The organism is Streptomyces sp. NPDC006235, assembly GCF_040613735.1.
Classification (GTDB): domain Bacteria; phylum Actinomycetota; class Actinomycetes; order Streptomycetales; family Streptomycetaceae; genus Streptomyces.
Genome location: NZ_JBEXSR010000004.1, coordinates 256,975 through 280,086, shown reverse-complemented (window position 1 = coordinate 280,086; position 23,112 = coordinate 256,975). Strand labels below are relative to the sequence as shown.

Below are 23,112 nucleotides of genomic sequence, written 5' to 3'. Positions count from 1 at the left end.
GCTTACGGGGTGTGACTCGGGCCACGCGAATTGGGCGTAACGCTCGCGGGAAGAACGCGATGACCTAAGAGGTGACAGCCGCGGAGGGAATACGGACGCCGTTCACGGCGCTGTGAATCTTCCCGGCCCCCGCCCGCGCCGTCGGCCCACCCCCAAGCCGGCGGTCGGCTCCTGTCCACTGTGGACGGGGCCGGAAGCCGTTTTCCAACGTTCCGAGAGGTTGTTCGTGTCGGCCAGCACATCCCGTACGCTCCCGCCGGAGATCGCCGAGTCCGTCTCTGTCATGGCTCTCATTGAGCGGGGAAAGGCTGAGGGGCAGATCGCCGGCGATGACGTGCGTCGGGCCTTCGAAGCTGACCAGATTCCGGCCACTCAGTGGAAGAACGTACTGCGCAGCCTCAACCAGATCCTCGAGGAAGAGGGTGTGACGCTGATGGTCAGTGCCGCAGAGCCCAAGCGCACCCGAAAGAGCGTCGCAGCGAAGAGTCCCGCCAAGCGCACCGCCACCAAGACGGTCGCGGCCAAGGCGGTGACCACCAGGAAGCCCACCGCCACCGCCACGCCGGAGGCGCCCGCCGCCGAGCCCGCGGCCGAGGAAGAGGCGCCCGCCAAGAAGGCAGCAGCCAAGAAGACGACCGCCAAGAAGGCGGCCGCGAAGAAGGCTCCCGCCAAGAAGACCGCGGCCAAGAAGACCAGCGCCAAGAAGGACGACGTCGAGCTTCTCGAAGAGGAGGTGCTCGAGGAGGCCGCTCCCGGCAAGGCCGTCGAGGAGCCCGAGGGCACGGAGAACGCCGGCTTCGTGCTGTCCGACGAGGACGAGGACGACGCGCCGGCGCAGCAGGTCGCCGCCGCCGGTGCCACCGCCGACCCGGTCAAGGACTACCTCAAGCAGATCGGCAAGGTCCCCCTGCTCAACGCCGAGCAGGAGGTCGAGCTCGCCAAGCGCATCGAGGCCGGTCTGTTCGCCGAGGACAAGCTGGCCAACGCCGACAAGCTCGCCCCGAAGCTCAAGCGCGAGCTGGAGATCATCGCCGAGGACGGCCGCCGCGCCAAGAACCACCTCCTGGAGGCCAACCTCCGTCTGGTGGTCTCCCTGGCCAAGCGCTACACCGGTCGCGGCATGCTCTTCCTGGACCTCATCCAGGAGGGCAACCTCGGTCTGATCCGCGCGGTCGAGAAGTTCGACTACACCAAGGGCTACAAGTTCTCCACGTACGCCACCTGGTGGATCCGTCAGGCGATCACCCGCGCCATGGCCGACCAGGCCCGCACCATCCGTATCCCGGTGCACATGGTCGAGGTCATCAACAAGCTCGCGCGCGTGCAGCGCCAGATGCTCCAGGACCTGGGCCGCGAGCCCACCCCGGAGGAGCTGGCCAAGGAGCTCGACATGACCCCCGAGAAGGTCATCGAGGTCCAGAAGTACGGCCGCGAGCCCATCTCGCTGCACACCCCGCTGGGCGAGGACGGCGACAGCGAGTTCGGTGACCTCATCGAGGACTCCGAGGCGGTCGTCCCGGCCGACGCGGTCAGCTTCACGCTCCTCCAGGAGCAGCTGCACTCCGTGCTCGACACCCTGTCCGAGCGCGAGGCGGGTGTGGTCTCGATGCGCTTCGGTCTCACCGACGGTCAGCCGAAGACCCTCGACGAGATCGGCAAGGTGTACGGCGTCACGCGTGAGCGTATCCGCCAGATCGAGTCCAAGACCATGTCGAAGCTGCGTCACCCGTCCCGTTCCCAGGTGCTGCGCGACTACCTCGACTAGTCGTCGCGGTCGTACGACGCGGAAGGCCCGGCCCCCTCAGGGGACCGGGCCTTCTTCATGCCTCTCTGCGGGTGCGGGCCGCCACGGCGTGAATCACTCTGGGTGTGTTGCCGACACCACGGAGTGAGGAGTGTGTATGCGTCGTCGCTTTGGCCGGGCCTTGGCCGGACCGCTGGTCGTGGCAGCCGCGGTATCCGCCCTGTCAGTGGGCTCCAGTGCGCCTGCGGCCGCCGACAAGGTGGTCATAGGAGGATTCCCCGTCGACGCGTCGGAGAGCCCCTGGACGGTGGCCCTGTCCAGTCGTGACCGGTTCGGGGGTACGCGTGCGGGGCAGTTCTGCGGCGGCGTGGCGGTCGGCCGCACCACCGTGCTCACCGCGGCCCACTGCGTGGACAAGGAGGTCCTGGGCGGGCCACCGGAGCGCGTACGCGATCTCCGGGTCATAGCAGGGCGCACAGACCTGCTCTCGGACCGCGGTGGCAGGGAGGTCGCCGTGCGGGACACCTGGGTGAACCCGGCCTACGACGGTGTCAGCAACGTCGGGGACTTCGCCGTACTCACGCTGGCCGAGCCCCTCTCCGCCGACTCGGTCATCGACATGGCGGCCGCGGGTGACCCCGCGTATGCCGTGGGCGGGACCGCGACGGTGTACGGATGGGGCGATGTCTCGGGCGCCGGGGAGTATCCGAACAGCCTGCGGGCGGCACGCGTGCGGGTGCTTTCCGACGCTCTCTGTGAGGAGGCGTATCCGGGAGGCGCGGACGGCGTCTACGACCCCCGGAGCATGCTGTGCGCCGGAGAAGTGAAGGGGGGCCGGGATGCATGCCAGGGTGACAGCGGGGGCCCGCTGGTGGCCCAGGGGCGGTTGATCGGCCTCGTGTCCTGGGGGATCGGCTGCGGCCGGGCCGGCAGCCCCGGGGTGTACATGCGGGTGTCCGACATCATGCGCACGCTCGGGTGGTCACGGGCGTGAAGCCGGACACCGGCGTGGGGCTGAATACGGGCGTGAAGCCAGCCACGGGCGTGACGGTGACGCCGGTCACCGTGTGAAGGTCGTGTGCACGTTCGGCTGAGCGTGGGTGTGAAGAAGGCGCGCGGCGTGCGCACAGAGGGACCTGGACGGACGCGCGGGAACGAGGACGGGCGGCTGCCTCGGTGGTGAGGCAGCCGCCCGTTCACCGGCCTGTGCCGGGCTGGCTCGTCGTCGGACGCGAGGTGTCAGCGCTCTTCTTCGGAGGCAGTCGTCGCGGGAGCGGACGTCAGCCGCTCCGTCTCGTCCTGTATCTCAGCGGCGATCTTCTTGAGTTCCGGCTCGAACTTGCGCCCGTGGTGGGCACAGAAGAGCAGTTCTCCGCCGCTGAGCAGGACGACGCGCAGGTACGCCTGGGCGCCGCAGCGGTCGCAGCGATCAGCGGCCGTCAACTGGCTCGCAGGGGTCAGAACAGTAGTCACGTCGCCTCTTCTCTAGCTCGACGAGCTGTCGTACCAGGGTCAACATCCAACCAGCCCCAAAACGTTCCCGCTCGTGGCTTTTCCTCGAAAAAATCTTTGCGAGGCGGCTGTCTGCTGCCGGTTGGCGGCGAATGTGCCGTATTGCGTGTCTATGTGTCTTACGGAGCTTCGCGTTGTATCGGTGGTCGGTCCTCCCGGCTGGGTTGCCGGTTGTTCATGAGGACGTGCCCGGAGCCTAAATGGTTCATGCCTCGAAGGGAACGTGATGTGTGCTTCACTCCAACGAGGGATCGAACAAGCATACGAGTCTCGACTAGGGTGAGTTTCCGATGAGGGTGGCGTTACAACGGCTCTACCAGGCCTCGGTACCCTCTCACCGGTGACTGAAGCCGCGCCCTTACCCATGAGGGCCCCATCTGAAATTCAGCGAGGAGCGAACCGCGTGACCGCCGAAACGTCCGTGCCGTCCACAGCTCTGCTGGCAGGAGCAGACCGGGACGGTTCCAACTACACCGCGCGGCACCTGCTCGTCCTCGAGGGGCTCGAGGCCGTGCGGAAGCGCCCCGGAATGTATATCGGGTCGACCGACAGCCGTGGCCTGATGCACTGCCTCTGGGAGATCATCGACAATTCCGTCGACGAGGCCCTCGGCGGCTACTGCGACCACATCGAGGTCATCCTCCAGGACGACGGCTCGGTCGAGGTCCGGGACAACGGCCGGGGCATCCCGGTCGACGTCGAGCCCAAGACCGGCCTCTCAGGTGTCGAGGTCGTCATGACCAAGCTGCACGCCGGCGGCAAGTTCGGCGGCGGCTCCTACGCCGCCTCCGGCGGTCTGCACGGCGTCGGTGCCTCCGTGGTGAACGCACTGTCCGCCCGTCTGGACGTCGAGGTGGACCGCGGTGGCCACACCCACGCGATCAGCTTCCGGCGCGGTGTCCCCGGTGCCTTCGCCGGAAACGGCCCGGACGCCAAGTTCGAGGCCAAGAGCGGCCTGCGCAAGGCCAAGAAGATCCCGAAGACCCGCACCGGCACGCGCGTGCGGTACTGGGCCGACCGACAGATCTTCCTCAAGGACGCCAAGCTCTCCCTGGAGAACCTGCACCAGCGCGCCCGCCAGACCGCGTTCCTGGTGCCCGGCCTGACCATCGTCGTGCGCGACGAGTACGGGCTCGGCGAGGGCGGCAGCAAGGGCGAGGAGTCCTTCCGCTTCGACGGCGGGATCAGCGAGTTCTGCGAGTACCTGGCGAACGACAAGCCGATCTGCGACGTCCTCCGCTTCTCCGGATCGGGCTCCTTCAAGGAGACCGTTCCCGTCCTGGACGACCACGGCCAGATGACCCCCACCGAGGTCACCCGGGAACTCGGAGTCGACGTCGCGCTGCGCTGGGGCACCGGCTACGACACGACGCTCAGGTCGTTCGTCAACATCATCGCCACCCCCAAGGGCGGCACCCACGTCGCCGGCTTCGAGCAGGCCGTCGCCAAGACGATGAACGAGGTGCTGCGCGCCAAGAAGCTCCTGCGCGTCGCCGAGGACGACATCGTCAAGGACGACGCCCTGGAGGGCCTGACCGCGGTCGTCACCGTGCGTCTCGCCGAGCCGCAGTTCGAGGGCCAGACCAAGGAGGTCCTCGGGACCTCGGCGGCCCGCCGCATCGTGAACAGCGTGGTCACCAAGGAACTCAAGGCGTTCCTGACGTCCACGAAGCGGGACGCCGCCCAGCAGGCCCGCGTGGTCATGGAGAAGGCCGTCGCCGCGGCCCGTACGCGCATCGCCGCCCGGCAGCACAAGGACGCGCAGCGCCGCAAGACGGCCCTGGAGTCCTCCTCGCTGCCGGCCAAGCTCGCAGACTGCCGCAGCGACGACGTCGACCGCAGCGAGCTGTTCATCGTGGAGGGCGACTCCGCGCTCGGTACGGCGAAGCTCGCCCGGAACTCCGAGTTCCAGGCGCTGCTGCCGATCCGGGGCAAGATCCTCAACGTCCAGAAGTCGTCCGTGACGGACATGCTCAAGAACGCCGAGTGCGGCGCGATCATCCAGGTCATAGGAGCCGGATCGGGGCGGACCTTCGACATCGACACCGCCCGCTACGGCAAGATCATCATGATGACCGACGCCGACGTCGACGGCTCGCACATCCGCACCCTGCTCCTGACCCTGTTCCACCGCTACATGCGGCCCATGGTCGAGGCCGGCCGGGTCTTCGCGGCGGTGCCGCCGCTGCACCGCATCGAGATCGTCCAGCCGAAGAAGGGCCAGGACAAGTACATCTACACCTACTCGGACCGGGAGCTGCGCGACAAGCTCATGGAGCTCCAGGGCAAGGGCGTCCGCTACAAGGACTCGATCCAGCGCTACAAGGGTCTCGGCGAGATGGACGCCGACCAGCTGGCCGAGACGACCATGGACCCGCGCCACCGCACCCTGCGCCGGATCAACCTCTCCGACCTGGAGGCAGCCGAGCAGGTCTTCGATCTGCTGATGGGCAACGACGTCGCGCCGCGCAAGGAGTTCATCTCCAACTCGGCGGCGACGCTGGATCGGTCGCGGATCGACGCGTAGCCGCTGCGCCGGCCTTGGCGGGCGCGGAGGCACGGAGCTGGGCCGGGCTGGGCAGGTCCGGCCCGGTTCGATTTCCGATTTCCGTGGTCCTCGTTGGGTCCGGCTCCGCCGGGAAGCCAGCGCATGTGCGAGCCATGCCTGGTGCACCAACGGACCGGCTTGGACGACCCGGTCCGGATACGGCCCTGGTCTGGATACGGCCCTGGTCTGGATACGGCCCCGGCCCGGATACAACCCCGGCCGCCGGGTCCCCGTGCCTGAGCCGTTTCTCCACCCCTGGGTGGAGAAACGCCCGGTCGCGGATCCACCCATGATCCACCCGCACTCCGATCCCGTGACCTGGCGATATCCGTAACGTCGAAGGCGTCGGCGGCACCGCCGCCGGCATCTCCTTCCTCGCTCACGGAGGTCATGATGTCCGGGCTCGTCGACGCGCTGGTGATCGTGGTCGTGGCCATGCTGGTGATCGCCCGGCAGTTCCGCGCAACCCCACTCGACGGCGAGCGCCGCTGGTGGCTCTTGCCCGCGATCCTGGCCGTCGTCGCACTGCGCGAGCCCGGCATACTCGACGACCGTCACCACACGGCCTCAGCGCTGCTGCTCGGTGCCGAACTGCTCGTCGGCCTGGCCACCGGAGCGGCGTGGGCCTGGAGCACCCGCATATGGGTGGAGCCGGACGGCACCGTGTGGGGCAAGAGCAGCCGCGCGAGCGTCGCCGTCTGGCTCGTCGGAATCGGGCTGCGTGCCGGGCTCTTCGCCCTCGGCGCCGTGGTGGGCGTTCACCAGGACAGCCCCGCCCTCCTGCTGGGGCTCGCCGGCACCCTGCTCGTCCGAGCCGGAATCCTGGCCTGGCGCGGTCGGTTGCTGCCCCCTGCCGTGAACTCGAGCCCGGCGTACGGTGACAGCACATCTGCGCCCGCGTGGAAGGAGTGCGTGTGAAGGAGAACGCCTCGACACGCTGGCCTTCCCGGGAGGCGCTCAGCCGCGAGGGACTCTCACGCTCCCGGTGCCTGCTGGCCTGGACGGTGCGGGCTCTGGTCCTCGGCGTGCTCGTGTGGGGTGCCTTCGCCGAGAGCGAGGCGCGTGGCTGGAAGGCGGTGGCCGGAGTCGGCGGGGTGCTTCTGGCGGCGCTGCTCGCCTGGGCGTTCTTCCGGACCACGCTCCAGCACCGGCTCTGGCCGTCGCTGGCGTCGCTCGCGCTGCTTCAGGGCGTCGCCGTCGCCGCCCATCTGTCAGGCTTCAAAGCCGCGGCCCTGGTCCTGTGGTGCGGATGCGCCGTCTCGGCGCTGGAGCGGCTCCCACCTGCAGTCGCCCTCAGCGCAGCGGGCGTGGCGCTCGGTTCCTTCGGGGTCGTCAACAACGACGACCCGATGACATCCGTGGTCACCGGCGTCGGCCTCGCCCTGGCGGGGTACACCCTGCGCCTGGACGCCGAGGCCCGCGGCAGCGCCCAGCGGCTGCTCGCCCAGGAGCGGGCCGCCCGTGCGGCCGAGGCGGAGACTGCGGCGCTCGCGGAGCGGGCCCGCATAGCGCGGGAGATTCACGACGTGCTGGCGCACAGCCTGTCTGCCCAGCTCGTACACCTGGAGGCGGCCCGGCTGCTGATCGAGCGCGGCGGGGAGCAGGAGCAGGTTCTCGAACGGGTGGTGGCGGCACGGGAGATGGCGCGAGGCGGGCTCGCCGAGACACGGCAGGCGCTCTCCGCCCTGCGCGGGGAGCTGACCCCGCTGGAGGAGTTCCTGAACCAATTGGTGGGAACCACCGACGGTGCCGAGATCACCATCACGGGTGAACGCAGAGCGCTGCCGGCCGAGGCTTCGCAGGCGGTGCGCAGAGCGGCTCAGGAGGCTTTGACGAACGCCCGCAAGCACGCCCCGGGCGCCAAGGTGCGCCTGCGCCTCGACTACGACCCGCACGAAGTGACCCTGGATGTGCGGGACTCGGGCGGCTCGCCGGGCGAGCTGACCGGGACGGGAGCCGGATACGGTCTGCTGGGCATGCGGGAGCGAGCAGAGCTGCTGGGCGGTTCGCTGGAGGCCGGGCCGGGTGAGGAGGGGTTCGTGGTGACGTTGAAGGTGCCGGTATGACGGATGAGGCCGAGCGGAAGACCGCTCGGGTGGTGGTCGCGGACGACCAGACCGTGGTGCGGGAGGGCATCGTGATGCTGCTCGGTCTGCTGCCCGGGATCGAGGTCGTCGGCGCGGCGGGGGACGGGGAGGAGGCGGTGCGGCTCGTGGCCGAAGTCGCCCCGGACGTGGTTCTGATGGACCTGCGGATGCCTCGCTGCGACGGAGTGGAGGCGACCCGCAGGATCCGCGCGGAGCACCCTGGTACGCAGGTGGTGGTGCTCACGACATACGCCGACGACGAGTCGCTCTTCCCGGCACTGGCAGCGGGAGCGCGCGGCTATCTCACGAAGGACGCCGGCGCAGAGGAGATCGTGCGGGCGGTGCACAGCGTGCTGTCGGGGGACGCGGGGCTTGCGCCCAGCATTCAGAGGCGGCTGCTGGAGCGTCTGACGGAGACCGGGGTGAGACCGGCCGCGCCGCCCGAGGCCCCGGACGGGCTCACCGTGCGGGAGACGGAGGTGCTGCTGCTCATCGCCGAGGGGCTGAGCAACCAGGAGATCGGCCGCAGGCTGCATGTCTCCACCGCGACGGTGAAGACCCACATCAACAACTTGTTCGCCAAGACAGGGCTCAAGGACCGTGCGCAGGCGGTGCGTTACGCGTACGGAAAGGGGCTGGTCCGTCCCCCGACGCGCTGAGTCACCTGATGGGGTGAAGAGCGCGGGGAAGAAGAGTCGGGGAGCTTTCCGTTCTGTCCATCCTTGGGCATGCAGCCAAGCAAGGGCCGTCCCCGTAGAGACGGGGCTGGTCAGGAAAGTCCGGTCGAGCGACTCGACGGTGTCGGCCCGGCCGAGGAGGCCGGACATCTGAGGTACGACGATCCCTGGTACGACGCCCTCGCCTCCGGGTGGGGCGAGCCGGACGGTGCCGGGGGGCAGACTCCGGTCGTGGTTCCGTCGGCACGCGGGGAGGGCGAGACCGGTGTGGCGGCGGCCGATGTGTATCTGGAAGTGCAGCGCAGCGCGGCCTTCCAGGAGGTGCGGCGGCGGTACCGGAGGTTCGTGGTGCCGGCCTTCGTGGCGTTCTTCGCCTGGTACGTGGGTTACGTCGTGGCTGCCACGGCCGCGCCGGAGCTGATGGCCCGGCCCGTGGTGGGGGCGGTGAACGTGGGGCTGGTGGCGGGGCTCGGGCAGTTCCTGACCACGTTCCTGTTCACCTGGGCCTATTCGCGGCACGCGCGGCTGCGCAGGGACCGGGCGGCGCTCGACCTGCGCTGGGACACACAGGAGCTGACGCGAGGCGTGAACGGAGGTGCCTCGTGACGGATGAACACCAGACCCTGGCGCTGCTGCTGTTCAGCGGGTTCGTCGCGGTCACGCTGGCGATCACGACATGGGTGAGCCGTAACCGGCGCGGTTCGGCGGAGGAGTTCTACGCGGGTGGGAGGCTCTTCTCACCCATGGAGAATGGTTTTGCCATCGCGGGCGACTACATGTCGGCCGCCTCCTTCCTCGGGGTCACCGGGCTCATCGCGCTGTTCGGCTACGACGGGCTGCTGTATGTCGTCGGCTTCCTCGTGGCCTGGCTGGTGGTGCTGTTCCTCGTGGCCGAACTGGTCCGCAACTGCGGCCGGTTCACGCTCGCCGACGTCGTGGCGGCGAGGATGAGGGAGCGTCCGGTACGGATCGCGGCGGGAACTTCCTCGGTCACCGTGTCCGTTCTGTATCTGGTGGCGCAGATGGTCGGCGCGGGCAGCCTGGTGGCGCTGCTGCTCGGGGGCACGAGCGGGGCGGCGCGGGCCTGGACCGTCATCGGCATCGGCGCGCTCATGGTGATCTACGTGTCGCTGGGAGGGATGCGGGCGACGACGTGGATCCAGATCGTCAAGGCAGTCCTGCTGCTCGGCGGCACGATCGCGCTGACGGCGCTCGTCCTGGTGCGTTTCCACGGCGACCTGGACCGGCTGCTGCTCACAGCGGCCGAGCGCAGCGGTCATGGGGAAGCGTTTCTGGCGCCGGGGCTGAAGTACGGCGGGGACTGGACCGCCCGTTTCGACTTCATCAGTCTGGGGCTGGCCCTGGTGCTGGGCACGGCCGGGCTGCCGCACATCCTGTCCCGGTTCTACACCGTGCCCACCGCGTGCGCCGCACGCCGCTCGGTCGTCTGGGCCGTCGGGCTCATCGGCGGTTTCTACCTGATGACGATCGTGCTCGGGTTCGGCGCGGCGGCGATCGTCGGGCCGGACGCGGTTCGCGGGTCGAACGCATCCGGGAACACGGCCGTTCCGCTGCTGGCGCTCGACCTGGGTGGTGGTGCCGGGTCCACGGGTGGAACGGTTCTCTTCGCGGTGGTCGCCGCGGTCGCCTTCGCCACGATCCTCGCCGTCGTTGCCGGGATTACGCTCGCTTCCTCGGCGTCGGTCGCTCATGACCTGTATGCGTCCCTGCGGCGCCGGGGCGGCAAGCCCCGCAGCGAGGTGGCCGTGGCCCGGGTCGCGGCCGTCGGTGTCGGCGTGGTGGCGATCGCCCTCGGTCTGCTGGCGCGGGATCTCAACGTCGCGTTCCTGGTGGGCCTCGCTTTCGCCGTCGCGGCGTCGGCGAACCTCCCGGTGCTGCTCTACTCCCTGTTCTGGCGTGGCTTCACCACGCGGGGTGCCGTGTGGGCCGTCTATGGCGGTCTGATCCCGGCCGTGGTGCTCGTCGGGCTCTCCCCGGTGGCCTCCGGAAGCCCCGACTCGCTGTTCCCGAACGTCGATATCCAGTACTTCCCGTTGCAGAACCCGGGCCTGGTCTCGATCCCGCTGGGCTTCCTCGCGGGCTGGCTGGGCACGGTCACCGCGGCGGAGGTGCCGGACGAGGCCAAGCACGCGGAGACCGAGGTGCGGTCGCTGACCGGCGCGGGAGCCGCGTAGGGGCGGCCCTGCACGGCTGGAGGGCTGTCCCGCACGGCCGTGGAGGGCGGTCCCGCACAGGGCCGTGGGGCTAGGGCGCCACCCACGCGTAGCGGTGTTCGGGCCGGCCTGTGTCGCCGTACTTGAGGGAGAGGCGCAGGCGGCCGGACTGTTCCAGGCGGCGCAGGTAGCGCTGGGCGGTGGAGCGGCTCAGTCCGGTCTCGGCGGCGACCTCGTGGGCGGAGAGCGGGTGGTCGGCGCGGTGCAGGACGCGGCAGATCAGTTCCGTCGTCGGTTCCGAGTTCCCGCTCGGCAGGCCCGGCGACGCGAGGACCGGGGTGGTCCGCAGGGCGCTGAAGATCCGGTCGACCTGTTCCTGGACGGCGACGCCGCGGCCGCCGCCGACCCGCTCGACGGTGCGGCGCAGGGCGGCGTAGGACTCCAGGCGGGTGTGCAGCGCGGCGAAGGTGAACGGCTTGACCAGGTAATGCAGGGCGCCCAGGCGCATGGCGGCCTGGATGGTCGCCACGTCGCCGTCCGCAGTGATCATGATGACGTCGGCGCCGTGGCCTTGTTCTCTCATGCGGTGGACGAGTTCGAGCCCCGTTCCGTCGGGGAGATAGTGGTCCAGCAGCACCAGATCGATCCCTCCGCGCTGAACCGCCGCCAGCCCCTGGGCAGCGCTGTGCGCGCGGGCCGCCACCCGGAAGCCGGGGACCCTTCCCACGTACCTCGCGTTGATCTCGGCGACACGGAAGTCGTCGTCCACGACCAGGACGTCAATCATCGGGCCTCTTTCCCTCAAGGCCATGCGGGCGTCAAGCCCTTGTTTCGGCTACGTTTTTGTATCCCGCGCAAAACGAGCACAACAGGTTCTTGCGAGCAAAAGAACGGTATGCGCTCACAAGACTGATGCCGCCGGCCGAGCCGGACCTACCGTCCCCGGCCATGAGCGCAGACACCAGCCCCGCCATTGAGCTGCGGGGCGCGAGCAAGACGTTCAGGACCCCGTCGGGAGGCCTGCACACGGCCGTCCGGGACCTGGATCTCACGGTCGGCCGTGGGGAGTTCGTCGCGGTCGTCGGCCCCACGGGCTGCGGCAAGTCGACCACGTTGACCCTGGTCAGCGGCCTGGAGGAGCCCACGGAGGGTGACGTGCTGGTCGCCGGGGAGCCGGTGCGCGGCGTCGGCGACAAGGTCGGCTTCGTCTTCCAGCAGGACGCCACCTTCCCCTGGCGCACGGTGCTGTCCAACGTGATGGCGGGACCCCGCTTCCGTGGCGTGCCCAAGGCGGAGGCCAAGCGGAAGGCGCGCGACTGGCTGGCCCGGGTCGGCCTCGAGGCCTTCGAGGACCGCTACCCGCACCAGCTCTCCGGCGGTCAGCGCAAACGCGTCGCGCTCGCCGCGACCTTCGTCAACGACCCCGAGATCCTTCTTATGGACGAGCCGTTCTCGGCACTCGACGTGCAGACCAGGGCGCTGATGTCGGACGAGCTGCTCGAACTGTGGGAAGGCACACGCGCCTCGGTCGTCTTCGTCACGCACGACCTGGAGGAGTCCATCGCGCTGGCCGACAAGGTCGTCGTGATGACCGCCGGGCCCGCGACCGTCAAGCACGTCTTCACCATCGACCTGCCGCGGCCCCGCAAGGTCGAGGCGGTGCGCCTGGAGCCGCGGTTCATAGAGATCTACCGCGAGATCTGGGAGTCGCTCGGCGAAGAGGTGCGGATCACCCGCGAGAGGAGCGCCGCGCATGTCGCCTGAGCTCCTCAGCACACCGGTCGTGGAGACGGCCAAGGCACCGGACCGCGCCCACTCGCGGGCCCGGGCCGCGCGCAAGCGGAAAGTCCTGATCAACCTCGTCCGGGCGCTCCTGCTGGTCGGAGTCCTCGGACTGTGGGAGGTGCTGTCCCGGGCCAAGGTCATCGACCCGTTCAACTTCTCCATGCCCTCACAGATCTGGGACCAGATCTCCACCTGGGTCATGCACGGGACCGCGCTCGGCTCCCTGGGCGAGCAGATCTGGTACACGCTCTACGAGGCACTGCTCGGCTGGGTCCTCGGTGTGGTCACGGGTGTCGTGCTCGGCATCGCGCTGGGGCGGATCGCATTGCTCGCCGATGTTCTTGGTCCATACATCAAGGTGCTCAACTCGATTCCCAGGATCGTCCTCGCGCCGATCTTCGTGATCTGGTTCGGACTCGGCCCGGCCTCCAAGGTCGCCTCGGCTGTCGTCCTGGTCTTCTTCCCGGTGTTCTTCAACGCCTTCCAGGGCGCCCGCGAGGTGGACCGGAACCTCGTCTCCAACGCCCGGATCCTGGGTGCGAGCGACCGCCGGGTGACCTTCCAGGTGGTCATCCCGTCCGCCACGTCCTGGATCTTCACCAGCCTCCACGTCAGCTTCGGCTTCGCCCTCATCGGCGCCATCGTCGGCGAGTACATCGGTGCCACCAAGGGCATCGGCCTGCTCGTCGCGCAGTCCCAGGGCACCTTCAACGCGGCCGGGGTGTACGCGGCGATGGTCATCCTCGCCGTCGTCGCGCTCCTCGCCGAAGGGCTGCTCACGTTCGCCGAGCGCCGCATCTTCCGCTGGAAGCCCGCGGACTCCGAGCACTGACACCCACTCCGGACACCCTCTTTTTTCCTCCCTTCACAAGGACGTGAACCGCCATGCGCACCAACGCCCGATACGCCGCCCTGGCCGCCGTCGGCCTGCTCGCCCTGTCCTCGCTCACCGCCTGTGCCAATGACGCCGCCAGCACGGCGTCGACCGGCTCCGGCAGCGGAGGCGGAGGCAAGGGCGAGCAGGTCAAGATCATGGTCGGCGGTCTGGACAAGGTCATCTACCTGCCCGCCATGCTCACCCAGCGGCTCGGCTACTTCGACGCGGAGGGACTCAATGTGCAGTTGCTGAGCGAGCCCGCCGGCGTCCAGGCCGAGACGGCGCTGGTCTCCGGCCAGGTCCAGGGGGCCGTCGGCTTCTACGACCACACCCTCGACCTCCAGACCAAGGGCAAGCAGGTCGAGTCGGTCGTGCAGTTCTCGCGCGCGCCCGGTGAGGTCGAGATCGTCTCCTCCAAGGCAGCGGGCGACATCACCTCGCCCAAGGACTTCAAGGGGAAGAAGCTCGGCATCACCGGCCTCGGTTCCTCGACGGACTTCCTCACCAAGTACCTCGCCGTCAAGAACGGCGTGAAGGTCAGCGACTTCACGCCCGTCGCTGTCGGTGCCGGCCCGACCTTCATCTCAGCGCTCCAGAAGGGCTCGATCGACGGCGGCATGACGACCGATCCGACGGTGGCGCAGGTCCTGGACAAGAAGGCGGGCAAAATCCTGCTCGACATGCGGACGCCGCAGGGGTCCCAGGAGGCGCTCGGCGGTCCCTATCCGTCGTCAAGTCTGTACATGCAGACGGACTGGGTGAACAGCCACAAGGCCACCGTCCAGAAGCTCGTCAACGCATTCGTCAAGACGCTCACGTGGATGTCCACCCACAGCGCGTCCCAGATCGCCGCCAAGATGCCGGCCGACTACTCGCAGGGCGACAAGGCGCTTTACGCACAGGCGATCAAGAGCACGCTGCCGATGTTCACCAAGGACGGCGTGATGCCCGCGGACGGTCCCGAGACGGTCGAGAAGGTGCTCAAGGCGTTCAACCCCAACATCAAGAGCGCCAAGATCGACCTGAGTCGGACCTACACGACCGAGTTCGCGAAGAAGGCCACGGGCTGACACCCGAAACGGCCTCCGACCGGCACTCTCTAGGCGCGGGTCGCCCACACGTAACGGTGTTCCGGGCGGCCCGCGTCGCCGTATTTCAGGGTCAGCCTGGCCCGTCCCGTGCGCTCCAGGAGCTTCAGATAGCGCTGGGCGGTCTGGCGGCTCACCCCGGTCCGTTCGGCGATCTCCTGGGCGGACAGGGGCCCGTCGGCGTTCATCAGGGACTGACGGACCAGCTCCGCGGTGGTGGGGGAGTGCCCCTTGGGCAGATCCGGCTCGGAGGGGGCCGACAGCGCCCCGAAGATGCGGTCCACCTCCGCCTGCTCCGCCTCCCCGCCGCCGTCGAGGGTGCGGCGCAACTCCGCGTACGCCTCCAGCTTGGCGCGCAGACCGGCGAAGGCGAACGGCTTGACCAGGTACTGCAACGCGCCGTGCCGCATCGCCGCCTGCACGGTGGACACGTCCCTGGCCGCCGTCACCATGATCACGTCGGTCTGGTGGCCGCGCCGCCGCATCTCCTGCACGACCGCGAGTCCCGTCTCGTCCGGCAGGTAGTGGTCCATGAGCACCAGGTCGAGCCGGGGCAGCGTCTCCAGCCGGCTCAGCGCTTCCGCTGCGCTGTGGGCTTCACCCGCGACATGGAAGCCCGGCACCTTCTCGACATAGGCGGCGTTGACCCGCGCGACCCTTGTGTCGTCGTCCACGACCAGGACCTCGATCATCACGACTTCTCCTTGGCGGTCTGCGGACCTGACGGCACGGGCAGGGCCGGTTCCGGGCCCGGCTCGGCCAATGCCTCCGGCAGGACGACGGTGAACTCCGCACCCCCGCCATGAGCATCCCCGACGGTCGCGCTGCCCCCCTGCCGCTCGGCGAGCCTGCGCACCAGGGAGAGTCCGATTCCCCGCTCGCGGTGCGCGGGCGGCTTCTTCGTGGACCATCCCTCGGTGAAGATCAACTCTTGGTGCTCCGGCGGGATTCCCGGGCCCGTGTCGCACACCCGGAGGATCACCGTACGGCCCTCGGCGCGCAGTTCGACCTCCACGCGCGCGTGCGGCTTGCCCGCGACGGCGTCGAGGGCGTTGTCCACCAGGTTGCCGACGACGGTGACGAGCCCCTGGGGATCGATCAGCCGGTCGGGCAGCCTGGTCCGGTCCGACACCCACAGGGCGACGCCCCGCTCGGCCGCGACGGTCGCCTTGCCGACCAGCAGGGCGGCGAGCAGCGGGTCCGCGATGCGTTCGGTGACCTGTTCCGCGGTGGCCCGGTGGTCACCGACCACTTCGCCGACGAACTCCACGGCGTCGTCGTACATCTCCAGTTCGAGCAGCCCCAGGAGCGTGTGCATACGGTTGGCGTGCTCGTGGTCCTGGGCGCGCAGGGCGTCGATCAGGCCGCGGGTGGAGTCCAGCTCGCGGCCCAGCTGCTCCAGCTCGGTGCGGTCGCGCAGGGTGGCCACGGCGCCGCCGTCGTCGGTGGGCATGCGGTTGGCGACCAGCACCCGCTGGCCCCGCACGGTGAGCAGGTCCGTGCCCGTCACGCGCCCGGCCAGCACATCGGCCGTGCGGCCGACGCCGAGCGCCTCGTCGGGGGAGCGGCCCACCACCCCGTCCCCGATGCTCAACAGGCGCTGCGCCTCGTCGTTGACGAGGCGGATACGACCGCTGCGGTCCAGGGCGACGACGCCTTCCCGGATGCCGTGCAGCATCGCCTCCCGCTCCGACAGCAGTGCCGCGATGTCCGAGAAGGCCAGGTCCCTGGTCTGCCGGTGGACCCGCCGGGAGATGAGCCACGCGGCCAGCGCGCCGACGGCCAGGGCACCTCCGGCGTACGCGAGCAGCCCCGGGATCGCGTGGATCAGCCGGGCCCGGACGCTGTCGTAGGCGATGCCGACCGAGACGGCGCCGACGACCGTGCCGTCGCTGTCACGCAGCGGCACCTTGCCGCGGGCGGAGCGGCCGAGGGTGCCGCTGTCGATCTCCATGACCTCCTTGCCGGCCAGGGCCTGGCCCGGGTCGGTCGAGACGATGCCGCCGATCTGCTTCGGGTCGGTGTGGGACCAGCGCACGCCCCGCCAGTCCATCACCACGATGTACTCGGCTTTGGTGGCCTTCCGGATCCTCTCCGCCTCCCGCTGCACCGGACCGTTCGGTGAGGGAGGCGTGTCCCTCACCTCCTCCGCGAGGCCCGGCTGCTGCGCGGTGGTCTGCGCGATGGCGAGGGCGCGGCGCATCGCCTGGTCGTCCAGCTGGTCGCTCAGGGGCGCGAGGAACAGCCCGGTCGCGAGAACCGCGACGCCCGCGGCGATCGCCACCTGCATCAGCAGTACCTGCGAGAACACCCGCCGCGGCAGGCCGAGGCGCAGGCGGCGTGCGGGGGGAGTGGGGCTCATACCCAAGAAGGTACGTGGGGCCGGCTACCTGCCGTAACGGGTGTGGCGTGGATCTCTTGATCAATGCTTGAGGAGACGGCGCGGACCGCGGCCGGCGGACCGGTCAGCCGGCGAGCGCCGTCGTCATCCTCACCTCGTGCACCGCCATCACATCCATCCGCGCGGGTGAACCGAGGACCGCCGCTCCACAGCTCTCCGGCCGGGGCGGCAGCGCCGCGCCCTGGGCCACCTCGACCCGCCAGCGGCGCCCGTCGGCGTGGGCGACGGTCACCTCCCAGCGCGGGGCCGCACCGGCCGTCCGTACGACGCTCAGCGTCTCCGCGGCGTACTCGCCTGTCGTGGTGCGCACGGCGAGCTCGGCCGCCTGGCCGGGCCGTTCCCAGGCCGAGCTGCCCCGGCACCCCTCGACGACGATCCGCCCCTCTCGAGCGCCCTGCAGGACCTCTTTGAGGGTGTGCGCCTCGGCCCGGCCGTACGCGTATCCGTACGGCAGCACGAGCGCTGTCGGGGAGAAGCGGTGACCACCCAGATGGGTGACCTCCCAGACGCCTTCGACTCCGGACGCGGCGAGTTCGGCCGCGAGCGGGCGGCCGAGGAGGGCGCAGCAGCGGTCGCGTTTGCCGTTGGTGCAGACGAGGGCGAGCGGATCGCCGTCGTGGGGCCGTCCGCCGAGCACCGCGTCGAAGGTGCTGTGGTCGCCCCGCCCGAGTGCGGCGAAGTCGAGGTCGAGGAGCTGCTCGGGGTCCGAGGTGGTGGCGCCGTGCAGCCACACGTTTCCCGGAACGGTGTGGGCCGCGTAGACCCGGCGGGTGGTGGGCATCCGGCGGTCCGCGTGACGTCCCGGGCGGCGGATGAGCACGATCCGTACGCCCGTGTTCTTGGCGGCCGCTTCCAGGGCGCGGCCCAGTGCGGGGTCCAGGTGGCTCGAAGTGAGCGCCTTGGCACCCCACGGACCGGGCTGTTCCAGCAACAGCCAGGTCCTCGCGGTGGCCGCGGTTCCCGAAACGGGCTCGTCGGAGTCCCGGGAGACGCTTGAGCACGTACTCACAGAGGTGAGCCTAACCTGAGTTGGGCCGCAGCTCATTTCGGCCCCGCCCTTGCCTACTCCGGCAGTGGCTGCGGCGGCTTCGGCCCCGCGTAGAGACCGCTCGGACGCATGCGCAGCGGGCGCTCGCCGTACTCCTCGAGGGCGTGGGCGATCCAGCCCGCCGTACGGGCCACAGCGAAGATCGTCTCGCCCGCGGTCGGGGGCATGCCGCAGGACGTGGTGAGCACGGCGAGCGCGAGGTCGACGTTGGCGTGCAGCGGGGCGTGGCGGGCGGTGGTCTCGACGATGTCGCGGGCGGCGAGGAGAGCGGGTTCCGCGCGCGGGATCTGCTCCAGGAGGGCGAACAGGGCACGCGCGCGTGGGTCCTCGCCGGGGTAGAGCCGGTGGCCGAGCCCCGGGATACGGCGGCCTGCGCGCAGTTCGTCCGCGATCACCGGTGCCGCGTCGCCCTGGTCGAGCACGTCCTGGAGCAGCCGGTGGGCGAGCCCGCTGGCCGCGCCGTGCAGCGGGCCCTCGATCACCCCGAGTCCGGCGGAGACCGCCGCGTAGGCGTGGGCACGGGCCGACGCGGCGACGCGCACCGCGAGGGTCGAGGCGGCCAGGTCGTGGTCGACGAGGAGGGCGAGCGCGGTGTCCAGGGCCCGCAGGGACGCCTCGTCGGGGTCCTTGTGCGCCGACAGCCTGGTCCACAGGCGGTGGGCCAGGGGGCCTTCGTCACGGCGCCGGCGCGACGCCGGGGGCAGGGCGGCGACCAGCGTGGGAATGAGGGTGCGCGCGGTGCCGAGGACGGCCCCCTCGGACAGGTCGAAGCGCAGGGGATCGGCGGTCGCGGCGGCGATCGTCGCGACGCGCAGCAGGTCGGTGGGCGCGGCGTGTTCGGGCAGTGAGTCGACGGCCCGGCGGGCCACGGCGACCGAGGTGGCCGGCGCGGTGAACGTGCTGCCCGGCCGCATCCGGCCGGTCCACAGCCACTCGGCGACCTCCTCATACGTGTGCCGCGTGGCCAGGTCGACCGCGTCGACACCGCGGTAGTAGTAGCGGTCGCTCTCGATGAGTGTGATGCGGGTCCGTACGGACAACTCGCCGCCGGAAGGGGAACTTCCGGCGCTTTCCCGCCTGTTGCGCCGGGCGAGCGCCTCGACCTCCCTGGCGTCGAAGGTGCTGCCCCGGCCGCCGGCCACCCGCCGGCTGCTGAGCTGACCGCGGCTCACGTAGGCGTACACGGTCTCCGGCTTCACGCCGAGCAGCTCGGCGGCCTCCTTGGTGCTCAGCCGCCGTTCCGCGTCGAGAGGGGCGGGTTCTTGATCGCGCATGGGGGTCACCGTATCCGCCTAGCGGCCCATTGACTGATGCATTGATCCAATCAATATTGACACAACTCAAGTCAACCATGGACAGTCGAATCAAGTCCAGGGAGGAAGACATGTCCGTCAACAGGTCCGCAACCGCTCTCATCGACGCACCGCGGGGACTCGCCGGTGTCGTCGTCACCGACACCCGGATCGGTGACGTCCGTGGCGTCGAGGGCTTCTACCACTACCGGCAGTACTCCGCCGTCGACCTCGCGCGGACCCGCGCCTTCGAGGACGTCTGGCATCTGCTCGTGCTCGGCGACCTGCCGGACGCCGGGCAGAGCGCGGCCTTCGCGGCGCGGACCGCGGCCCTGCGGCGGCTGCCCGACGAGGTCCGCGCGGCCCTGCCGGCCATCGCGGCGGCCGGCGGGCGCTCCGGCCCGCTCGCCGGGATGCGCACGGCGCTGTCGCTGCTGGGCGCGGCCAAGGGCTTCCGGCCCATGTATGACGTCGATGCCGACCGGCGCAGGCAGGACACCATCGAGGCGACCGCGGCCGTACCGACGCTGCTCACCGCGCTGCATCGGCTGGGGAAGGGGCTCGAGCCGGTGGAGCCGCGTGAGGACCTGTCCTACGCGGCCAATTACCTGTACATGTTGACCGGTTCGGTGCCGACCGAGCGGCATGCACGGGCGATCGAGCAATACCTGATCTCAACTATTGATCACGGATTCAATGCATCAACCTTCACGGCCCGGGTCATCGCGTCGACGGGTGCGGACGTGGCGGCGTGCCTCGCCGGCGCGGTTGCGGCCCTGTCGGGGCCGTTGCACGGGGGAGCGCCCAGTCGTGCGCTGGACACCCTGGACGCGATCGGCACCCCGGACCGCATCGACTCCTGGGTGCGGCAGCGGGTGCTCGCCGGTGAGCGCATCATGGGCTTCGGCCACGCGATCTACCGCACGGAGGACCCCAGGTCGCGGATGCTGCGCGAGGTCGCCCAGGGGTTCGGCGGTCCACGGGTGGACTTCGCCGTGGAGGTCGAACGGCACGTCGAGGCGATCCTGACGGAGCTGAAGCCCGGCCGTGAACTCCACACCAACGTCGAGTACTACGCGGGCGTGGTCATGGAACTCTGCGGCCTGCCCCGCGAGATGTTCACACCGACGTTCGCCGCCGCGCGCGTCGTCGGCTGGAGCGCCAACATTCTGGAGCAGGCGGAGGACACGAAGATCATCAGGCCGGTGGCGCGCTATGTGGGACCGGAGGCGCCGGCGCCCGTGCCCGCCTGACGGACGGCGCCACAGGAACACGGAGGGTCCGGCACCAAGAGGTGCCGGACCCGAGCCGCAGGACCGTGCTCGACGGGTGCCCGACCCGCGGGGGCGGCAGGTAAGCCCGCGGACCCGACGGGCACCGACGAGATCAGGCGTCAGGAATATCGGCCTTGGCATCGATTAGGGTCTTGCGCGTGACCACGACGATGCGCTCGTAGTCCGCTCTGGACGCGTCGCCGGGGAGCTTGCCGTCGAGTTCCTCCGTGAGGTCGGTGCCGATTACAGCGAACCTGCCGTCGGACAGCTCGAAGATATCGGGGCAATTGGCACCAGTCGCACTTCCCCGCGCGCTCGGAGGGGTGCCAATCCGACGGATGATGTGGCTCACTGTTCTGGCGTTCCTTTTGATCTCGAGGCTTGGTGCGCACTGTAGCCTGCGGTGCGATGCGGCCCTGTGGGGCCGCGGCCTCGACAACCGGGCGGCGTGGAGCGGCGGTTCGGCGGTGGTCGACCCGGTTCGCGGGATGCGCAGTAGTCAACCTTGTTGGCATCTGGGGAAACGCGCCGGTTTATGGGTTCGTTACCGCCCAGCCGTGTGATGCGTTCGAGAGAGTGATCCGGAAGGTACGGCGCTTACGGCCGAGGCCCGGCGCCAGGGGGCTTCTGGTCGATCTCCACCAGGAGCCCCCTACTCGCCCGGCGGCTCCCCGACCACCCACCACTGGTCGGTGTCCGCCTCCTCCAACTGCACGAGCAGGTCGTCGACCATGCGTCCGAGCCTGGCCTCCTCGGACGAGTCGGCGAGGGTCGCCCGATGCGGGCGGGAGGCGTACCAGTACTCCCTGAAGACGGCGTTCTGCAGCATGCTCCGGGCGAAGCCGAAGAACTCCTCCCGGGTCATGTTGCCCATGCGGTGATAACACAGGGCGTTGGTGTAGAGGGCGTTGGCGAAGAGGAACTGGCGGAGTTTCCTGGGCGAGACGGTCCCGTCGTACACGTCCAGCACCTCGGCCAGCTCCGGATCGTCCATCGCCTTGCTCAGCAACTCCCAGTGCAGGCGCTGCTGGTGGGCGAAGTTGGCCCGGCGCTGTGACTGTGCGGCCTCCTCAAGGTGCTCGATCCGGGTGCGCAACGCATGGAACGCCGGCCGCTGCGCGGCCATGGCGACGACGGCGCCCGCCGCCAGGACGATCCCTGCCGAGGCGGTGGCACCCAGCCCCCGAAAGCTCATTTTCCGTGTGCCCATGTCAACCCCCGATTCAGGCGGCCGTCCGCCGGTCGTCGGTACGCGGGTCGACTGGAGGGGACCGGCGAGCGGTGGGCGGCGCTTGCCGTCTCCCAGAGTGCCGAGCGGCTCTGATCGGCGGGGAGGCGGAGAGGAGGCGCACGGAGGGAAGCGAGGGTCGCACAAACCGGCGCCATGCCCAACGTCTGCCCCGCGAGTGCTGCTAACAATCGTTCACTTCGCCGCGATTCCGACGGCTCGTATCCTGGGGCGGCATCCCATCCTCATACGTGTGCCGGGAACGCGAGCCGGTGCACGCGTCGGCGTGAGAGAGGTCGCACGGTGAGCCTGCCGAGCCCGGAACCGCAGCAGATCCCGGTCGTCGTCCTGGCCGGATTCCTCGGCTCGGGGAAGACCACACTGCTCAACCACCTCCTCCACCGCAGCGGCGGCAGCCGTATCGGCGCCATCGTCAACGACTTCGGGGCCATCGAGATCGACGCGATGGCCGTGGCGGGAGCGCTCGGCGACTCGACGGTCTCGCTCGGCAACGGCTGTCTGTGCTGTGCCGTCGACGCGAGCGAGCTGGACCAGTACCTGGAACGGCTGGCGGAACCCTCCCTCGGCATCGACGTCATCGTCATCGAGGCGAGCGGGCTGGCCGAGCCGCAGGAACTCGTGCGGATGGTGCTCGCCAGCGAGCATCCGGGGATCGTGTACGGCGGGCTCGTCGAGGTCGTGGACGCCGCCGAGTTCGACGACACCCGGTCCAGGCACCCGGAGATCGACCGGCATCTCGCGCTGGCCGATCTCGTCGTGGTCAACAAGCTCGACCGGGCGGCGGACGGCGAACGCGTCCTCGGGCTGGTCCGCTCCCTCGTCGACCGCGCCGCCGTCGTCCCGGCCTCCTACGGCCGGATCGACCCCGAGTTCCTCTTCGACTGCCGGCCGAGTGAGGAACGCATCGGGCAGCTGTCCTTCGACGACCTGCACGAGCGCGGCGCGGACGACCACGCCGAGCACCTGCACAGCGCCTACGACAGCCTGTCGTTCGTCTCGCCGGAGCCCCTCGACCCCCGCCGGCTCATGGAGTTCCTCGACAGCCGTCCCGACGGGCTGTACCGGATCAAGGGCTATGTCGACTTCGGGCCCTACGACGTCCACAACCGCTACGCCGTCCATGCCGTCGGGCGGTTCCTGCGTTTCTATCCGGAGCCCTGGCCGGCCGGTGGCGAACGCCTCACCCAGCTGGTGCTCATCGGCTCCGGCATCGACGCCCCCGCCCTCGACAAGGAACTCGGCGCGTGCAGGAGCGACGCCCCGCACGCCGACGAGCGCGGCATGTGGGGCGTCCTCAGGTACGTACAGAGCCCGGAGGAGGACCCGGCAGAGCCTGCCTGAGCCCTCCGCCGGACG

Annotated in this window: 21 protein-coding genes; 13 read left to right on the top strand and 8 right to left on the bottom strand. The window is 69.8% G+C overall.

Annotated features, from left to right (window positions below; genetic code table 11):
* Positions 1-226: 226 nt before the first annotated feature.
* Together ABZ192_RS07285 and ABZ192_RS07280 are read left to right on the top strand one after the other, a co-directional pair.
* The gene (locus tag ABZ192_RS07285) at positions 227-1,765 is read left to right on the top strand and encodes an RNA polymerase sigma factor (protein ID WP_356923530.1); all 1,539 of its coding nucleotides are present in this window, start codon (positions 227-229) and stop codon (positions 1,763-1,765) included.
* Between the two features lie 136 nt (positions 1,766-1,901).
* Complete coding sequence (locus ABZ192_RS07280; protein ID WP_356923529.1) at positions 1,902-2,738, top strand: serine protease; 837 nt, start codon at positions 1,902-1,904, stop codon at positions 2,736-2,738.
* Between the two features lie 245 nt (positions 2,739-2,983).
* Here ABZ192_RS07280 and ABZ192_RS07275 read toward each other — a convergent pair whose 3' ends face one another.
* On the bottom strand, positions 2,984-3,217 hold the full coding sequence (locus tag ABZ192_RS07275; protein WP_356923528.1) for a hypothetical protein: 234 nt from the start codon (positions 3,215-3,217) through the stop codon (positions 2,984-2,986).
* Between the two features lie 442 nt (positions 3,218-3,659).
* On the opposite strand from ABZ192_RS07275, the gene ABZ192_RS07270 reads away from it, so the two are divergent.
* The 6 genes from ABZ192_RS07270 (at position 3,660) to ABZ192_RS07245 (ending at position 10,763) form a co-directional block, all read left to right on the top strand.
* On the top strand, positions 3,660-5,783 hold the full coding sequence (locus tag ABZ192_RS07270; RefSeq protein ID WP_356923527.1) for a DNA topoisomerase IV subunit B: 2,124 nt from the start codon (positions 3,660-3,662) through the stop codon (positions 5,781-5,783).
* 414 nt (positions 5,784-6,197) lie between these two features.
* Positions 6,198-6,722, top strand: coding sequence for a DUF1453 domain-containing protein (locus ABZ192_RS07265; RefSeq protein WP_356923526.1), 525 nt, complete (start codon positions 6,198-6,200; stop codon positions 6,720-6,722).
* A complete protein-coding gene (locus ABZ192_RS07260) occupies positions 6,719-7,870 on the top strand; it encodes a histidine kinase (RefSeq protein ID WP_356923525.1) in 1,152 nt (383 codons plus the stop codon). The genes ABZ192_RS07265 and ABZ192_RS07260 overlap by 4 nt, the downstream gene beginning before the upstream one ends.
* Entirely contained in the window at positions 7,867-8,550 is a 684-nt protein-coding gene (locus ABZ192_RS07255) for a response regulator transcription factor (RefSeq protein WP_356923524.1), read from the top strand. The genes ABZ192_RS07260 and ABZ192_RS07255 overlap by 4 nt, the downstream gene beginning before the upstream one ends.
* 69 nt (positions 8,551-8,619) lie before the next feature.
* Positions 8,620-9,174, top strand: coding sequence for a DUF485 domain-containing protein (locus ABZ192_RS07250; RefSeq protein WP_356923523.1), 555 nt, complete (start codon positions 8,620-8,622; stop codon positions 9,172-9,174).
* A complete protein-coding gene (locus ABZ192_RS07245) occupies positions 9,171-10,763 on the top strand; it encodes a cation acetate symporter (RefSeq protein ID WP_356923522.1) in 1,593 nt (530 codons plus the stop codon). Before ABZ192_RS07250 ends, ABZ192_RS07245 begins: the two co-directional genes overlap by 4 nt.
* A 70-nt stretch (positions 10,764-10,833) precedes the next feature.
* On the opposite strand, the gene ABZ192_RS07240 is transcribed toward ABZ192_RS07245, so the two are convergent.
* Positions 10,834-11,529, bottom strand: coding sequence for a response regulator (locus ABZ192_RS07240; protein ID WP_356923521.1), 696 nt, complete (start codon positions 11,527-11,529; stop codon positions 10,834-10,836).
* A gap of 161 nt (positions 11,530-11,690) precedes the next feature.
* Between ABZ192_RS07240 and ABZ192_RS07235 the strand changes: the two genes are divergently transcribed.
* The 3 genes from ABZ192_RS07235 to ABZ192_RS07225 are packed head-to-tail and all read left to right on the top strand — an operon-like array spanning position 11,691 to position 14,474.
* Positions 11,691-12,506, top strand: coding sequence for an ABC transporter ATP-binding protein (locus tag ABZ192_RS07235; RefSeq protein WP_356923520.1), 816 nt, complete (start codon positions 11,691-11,693; stop codon positions 12,504-12,506).
* Positions 12,496-13,359 (top strand): ABC transporter permease, encoded by an 864-nt coding sequence (locus ABZ192_RS07230; protein WP_356923519.1) that lies wholly within the window; start codon positions 12,496-12,498, stop codon positions 13,357-13,359. Before ABZ192_RS07235 ends, ABZ192_RS07230 begins: the two co-directional genes overlap by 11 nt.
* A 53-nt stretch (positions 13,360-13,412) precedes the next feature.
* Complete coding sequence (locus ABZ192_RS07225; protein WP_356923518.1) at positions 13,413-14,474, top strand: ABC transporter substrate-binding protein; 1,062 nt, start codon at positions 13,413-13,415, stop codon at positions 14,472-14,474.
* Between the two features lie 29 nt (positions 14,475-14,503).
* Here the strand turns inward: ABZ192_RS07225 and ABZ192_RS07220 are convergent, their stop codons facing one another.
* The 4 genes from ABZ192_RS07220 to ABZ192_RS07205 all read right to left on the bottom strand — a co-directional run bounded on the left by ABZ192_RS07220 (position 14,504) and on the right by ABZ192_RS07205 (position 19,215).
* A complete protein-coding gene (locus ABZ192_RS07220) occupies positions 14,504-15,184 on the bottom strand; it encodes a response regulator (RefSeq protein ID WP_356923605.1) in 681 nt (226 codons plus the stop codon).
* A complete protein-coding gene (locus tag ABZ192_RS07215) occupies positions 15,184-16,854 on the bottom strand; it encodes a sensor histidine kinase (RefSeq protein ID WP_356923517.1) in 1,671 nt (556 codons plus the stop codon). The genes ABZ192_RS07220 and ABZ192_RS07215 overlap by 1 nt, the downstream gene beginning before the upstream one ends.
* 103 nt (positions 16,855-16,957) lie before the next feature.
* Entirely contained in the window at positions 16,958-17,902 is a 945-nt protein-coding gene (locus ABZ192_RS07210) for a sucrase ferredoxin (protein WP_356923516.1), read from the bottom strand.
* Positions 17,903-17,955: 53 nt separating this feature from the next.
* Complete coding sequence (locus ABZ192_RS07205) at positions 17,956-19,215, bottom strand: citrate synthase (RefSeq protein WP_356923515.1); 1,260 nt, start codon at positions 19,213-19,215, stop codon at positions 17,956-17,958.
* A 110-nt stretch (positions 19,216-19,325) separates the two neighbouring features.
* Between ABZ192_RS07205 and ABZ192_RS07200 the strand changes: the two genes are divergently transcribed.
* Positions 19,326-20,486: a citrate synthase gene (locus tag ABZ192_RS07200; RefSeq protein WP_356923514.1), complete on the top strand. Its 1,161-nt coding sequence runs from the start codon at positions 19,326-19,328 to the stop codon at positions 20,484-20,486.
* Positions 20,487-20,619: 133 nt separating this feature from the next.
* Here the strand turns inward: ABZ192_RS07200 and ABZ192_RS07195 are convergent, their stop codons facing one another.
* Entirely contained in the window at positions 20,620-20,859 is a 240-nt protein-coding gene (locus ABZ192_RS07195) for a hypothetical protein (protein ID WP_020273705.1), read from the bottom strand.
* A 300-nt stretch (positions 20,860-21,159) separates the two neighbouring features.
* Complete coding sequence (locus tag ABZ192_RS07190) at positions 21,160-21,717, bottom strand: DUF6082 family protein (RefSeq protein ID WP_356923513.1); 558 nt, start codon at positions 21,715-21,717, stop codon at positions 21,160-21,162.
* Positions 21,718-22,038: 321 nt separating this feature from the next.
* On the opposite strand from ABZ192_RS07190, the gene ABZ192_RS07185 reads away from it, so the two are divergent.
* Positions 22,039-23,097 (top strand): GTP-binding protein, encoded by a 1,059-nt coding sequence (locus ABZ192_RS07185; RefSeq protein WP_356923512.1) that lies wholly within the window; start codon positions 22,039-22,041, stop codon positions 23,095-23,097.
* Positions 23,098-23,112 lie beyond the last annotated feature (15 nt).

Excerpts from the sequence above, each read along its gene's own strand:
- ABZ192_RS07250 (WP_356923523.1), top strand. The coding sequence starts at position 8,620 with ATGCAGCCAAGCAAGGGCCGTCCCCGTAGAGACGGGGCTGGTCAGGAA.
- ABZ192_RS07190 (WP_356923513.1), bottom strand. The coding sequence starts at position 21,717 with ATGGGCACACGGAAAATGAGCTTTCGGGGGCTGGGTGCCACCGCCTCG.
- ABZ192_RS07230 (WP_356923519.1), top strand. The coding sequence starts at position 12,496 with ATGTCGCCTGAGCTCCTCAGCACACCGGTCGTGGAGACGGCCAAGGCA.
- ABZ192_RS07265 (WP_356923526.1), top strand. The coding sequence starts at position 6,198 with ATGTCCGGGCTCGTCGACGCGCTGGTGATCGTGGTCGTGGCCATGCTG.
- ABZ192_RS07220 (WP_356923605.1), bottom strand. The coding sequence starts at position 15,184 with ATGATCGAGGTCCTGGTCGTGGACGACGACACAAGGGTCGCGCGGGTC.
- ABZ192_RS07215 (WP_356923517.1), bottom strand. The coding sequence starts at position 16,854 with ATGAGCCCCACTCCCCCCGCACGCCGCCTGCGCCTCGGCCTGCCGCGG.
- ABZ192_RS07255 (WP_356923524.1), top strand. The coding sequence starts at position 7,867 with ATGACGGATGAGGCCGAGCGGAAGACCGCTCGGGTGGTGGTCGCGGAC.
- ABZ192_RS07235 (WP_356923520.1), top strand. The coding sequence starts at position 11,691 with ATGAGCGCAGACACCAGCCCCGCCATTGAGCTGCGGGGCGCGAGCAAG.
- ABZ192_RS07200 (WP_356923514.1), top strand. The coding sequence starts at position 19,326 with ATGTCCGTCAACAGGTCCGCAACCGCTCTCATCGACGCACCGCGGGGA.
- ABZ192_RS07205 (WP_356923515.1), bottom strand. The coding sequence starts at position 19,215 with ATGCGCGATCAAGAACCCGCCCCTCTCGACGCGGAACGGCGGCTGAGC.
- ABZ192_RS07240 (WP_356923521.1), bottom strand. The coding sequence starts at position 11,529 with ATGATTGACGTCCTGGTCGTGGACGACGACTTCCGTGTCGCCGAGATC.
- ABZ192_RS07225 (WP_356923518.1), top strand. The coding sequence starts at position 13,413 with ATGCGCACCAACGCCCGATACGCCGCCCTGGCCGCCGTCGGCCTGCTC.
- ABZ192_RS07280 (WP_356923529.1), top strand. The coding sequence starts at position 1,902 with ATGCGTCGTCGCTTTGGCCGGGCCTTGGCCGGACCGCTGGTCGTGGCA.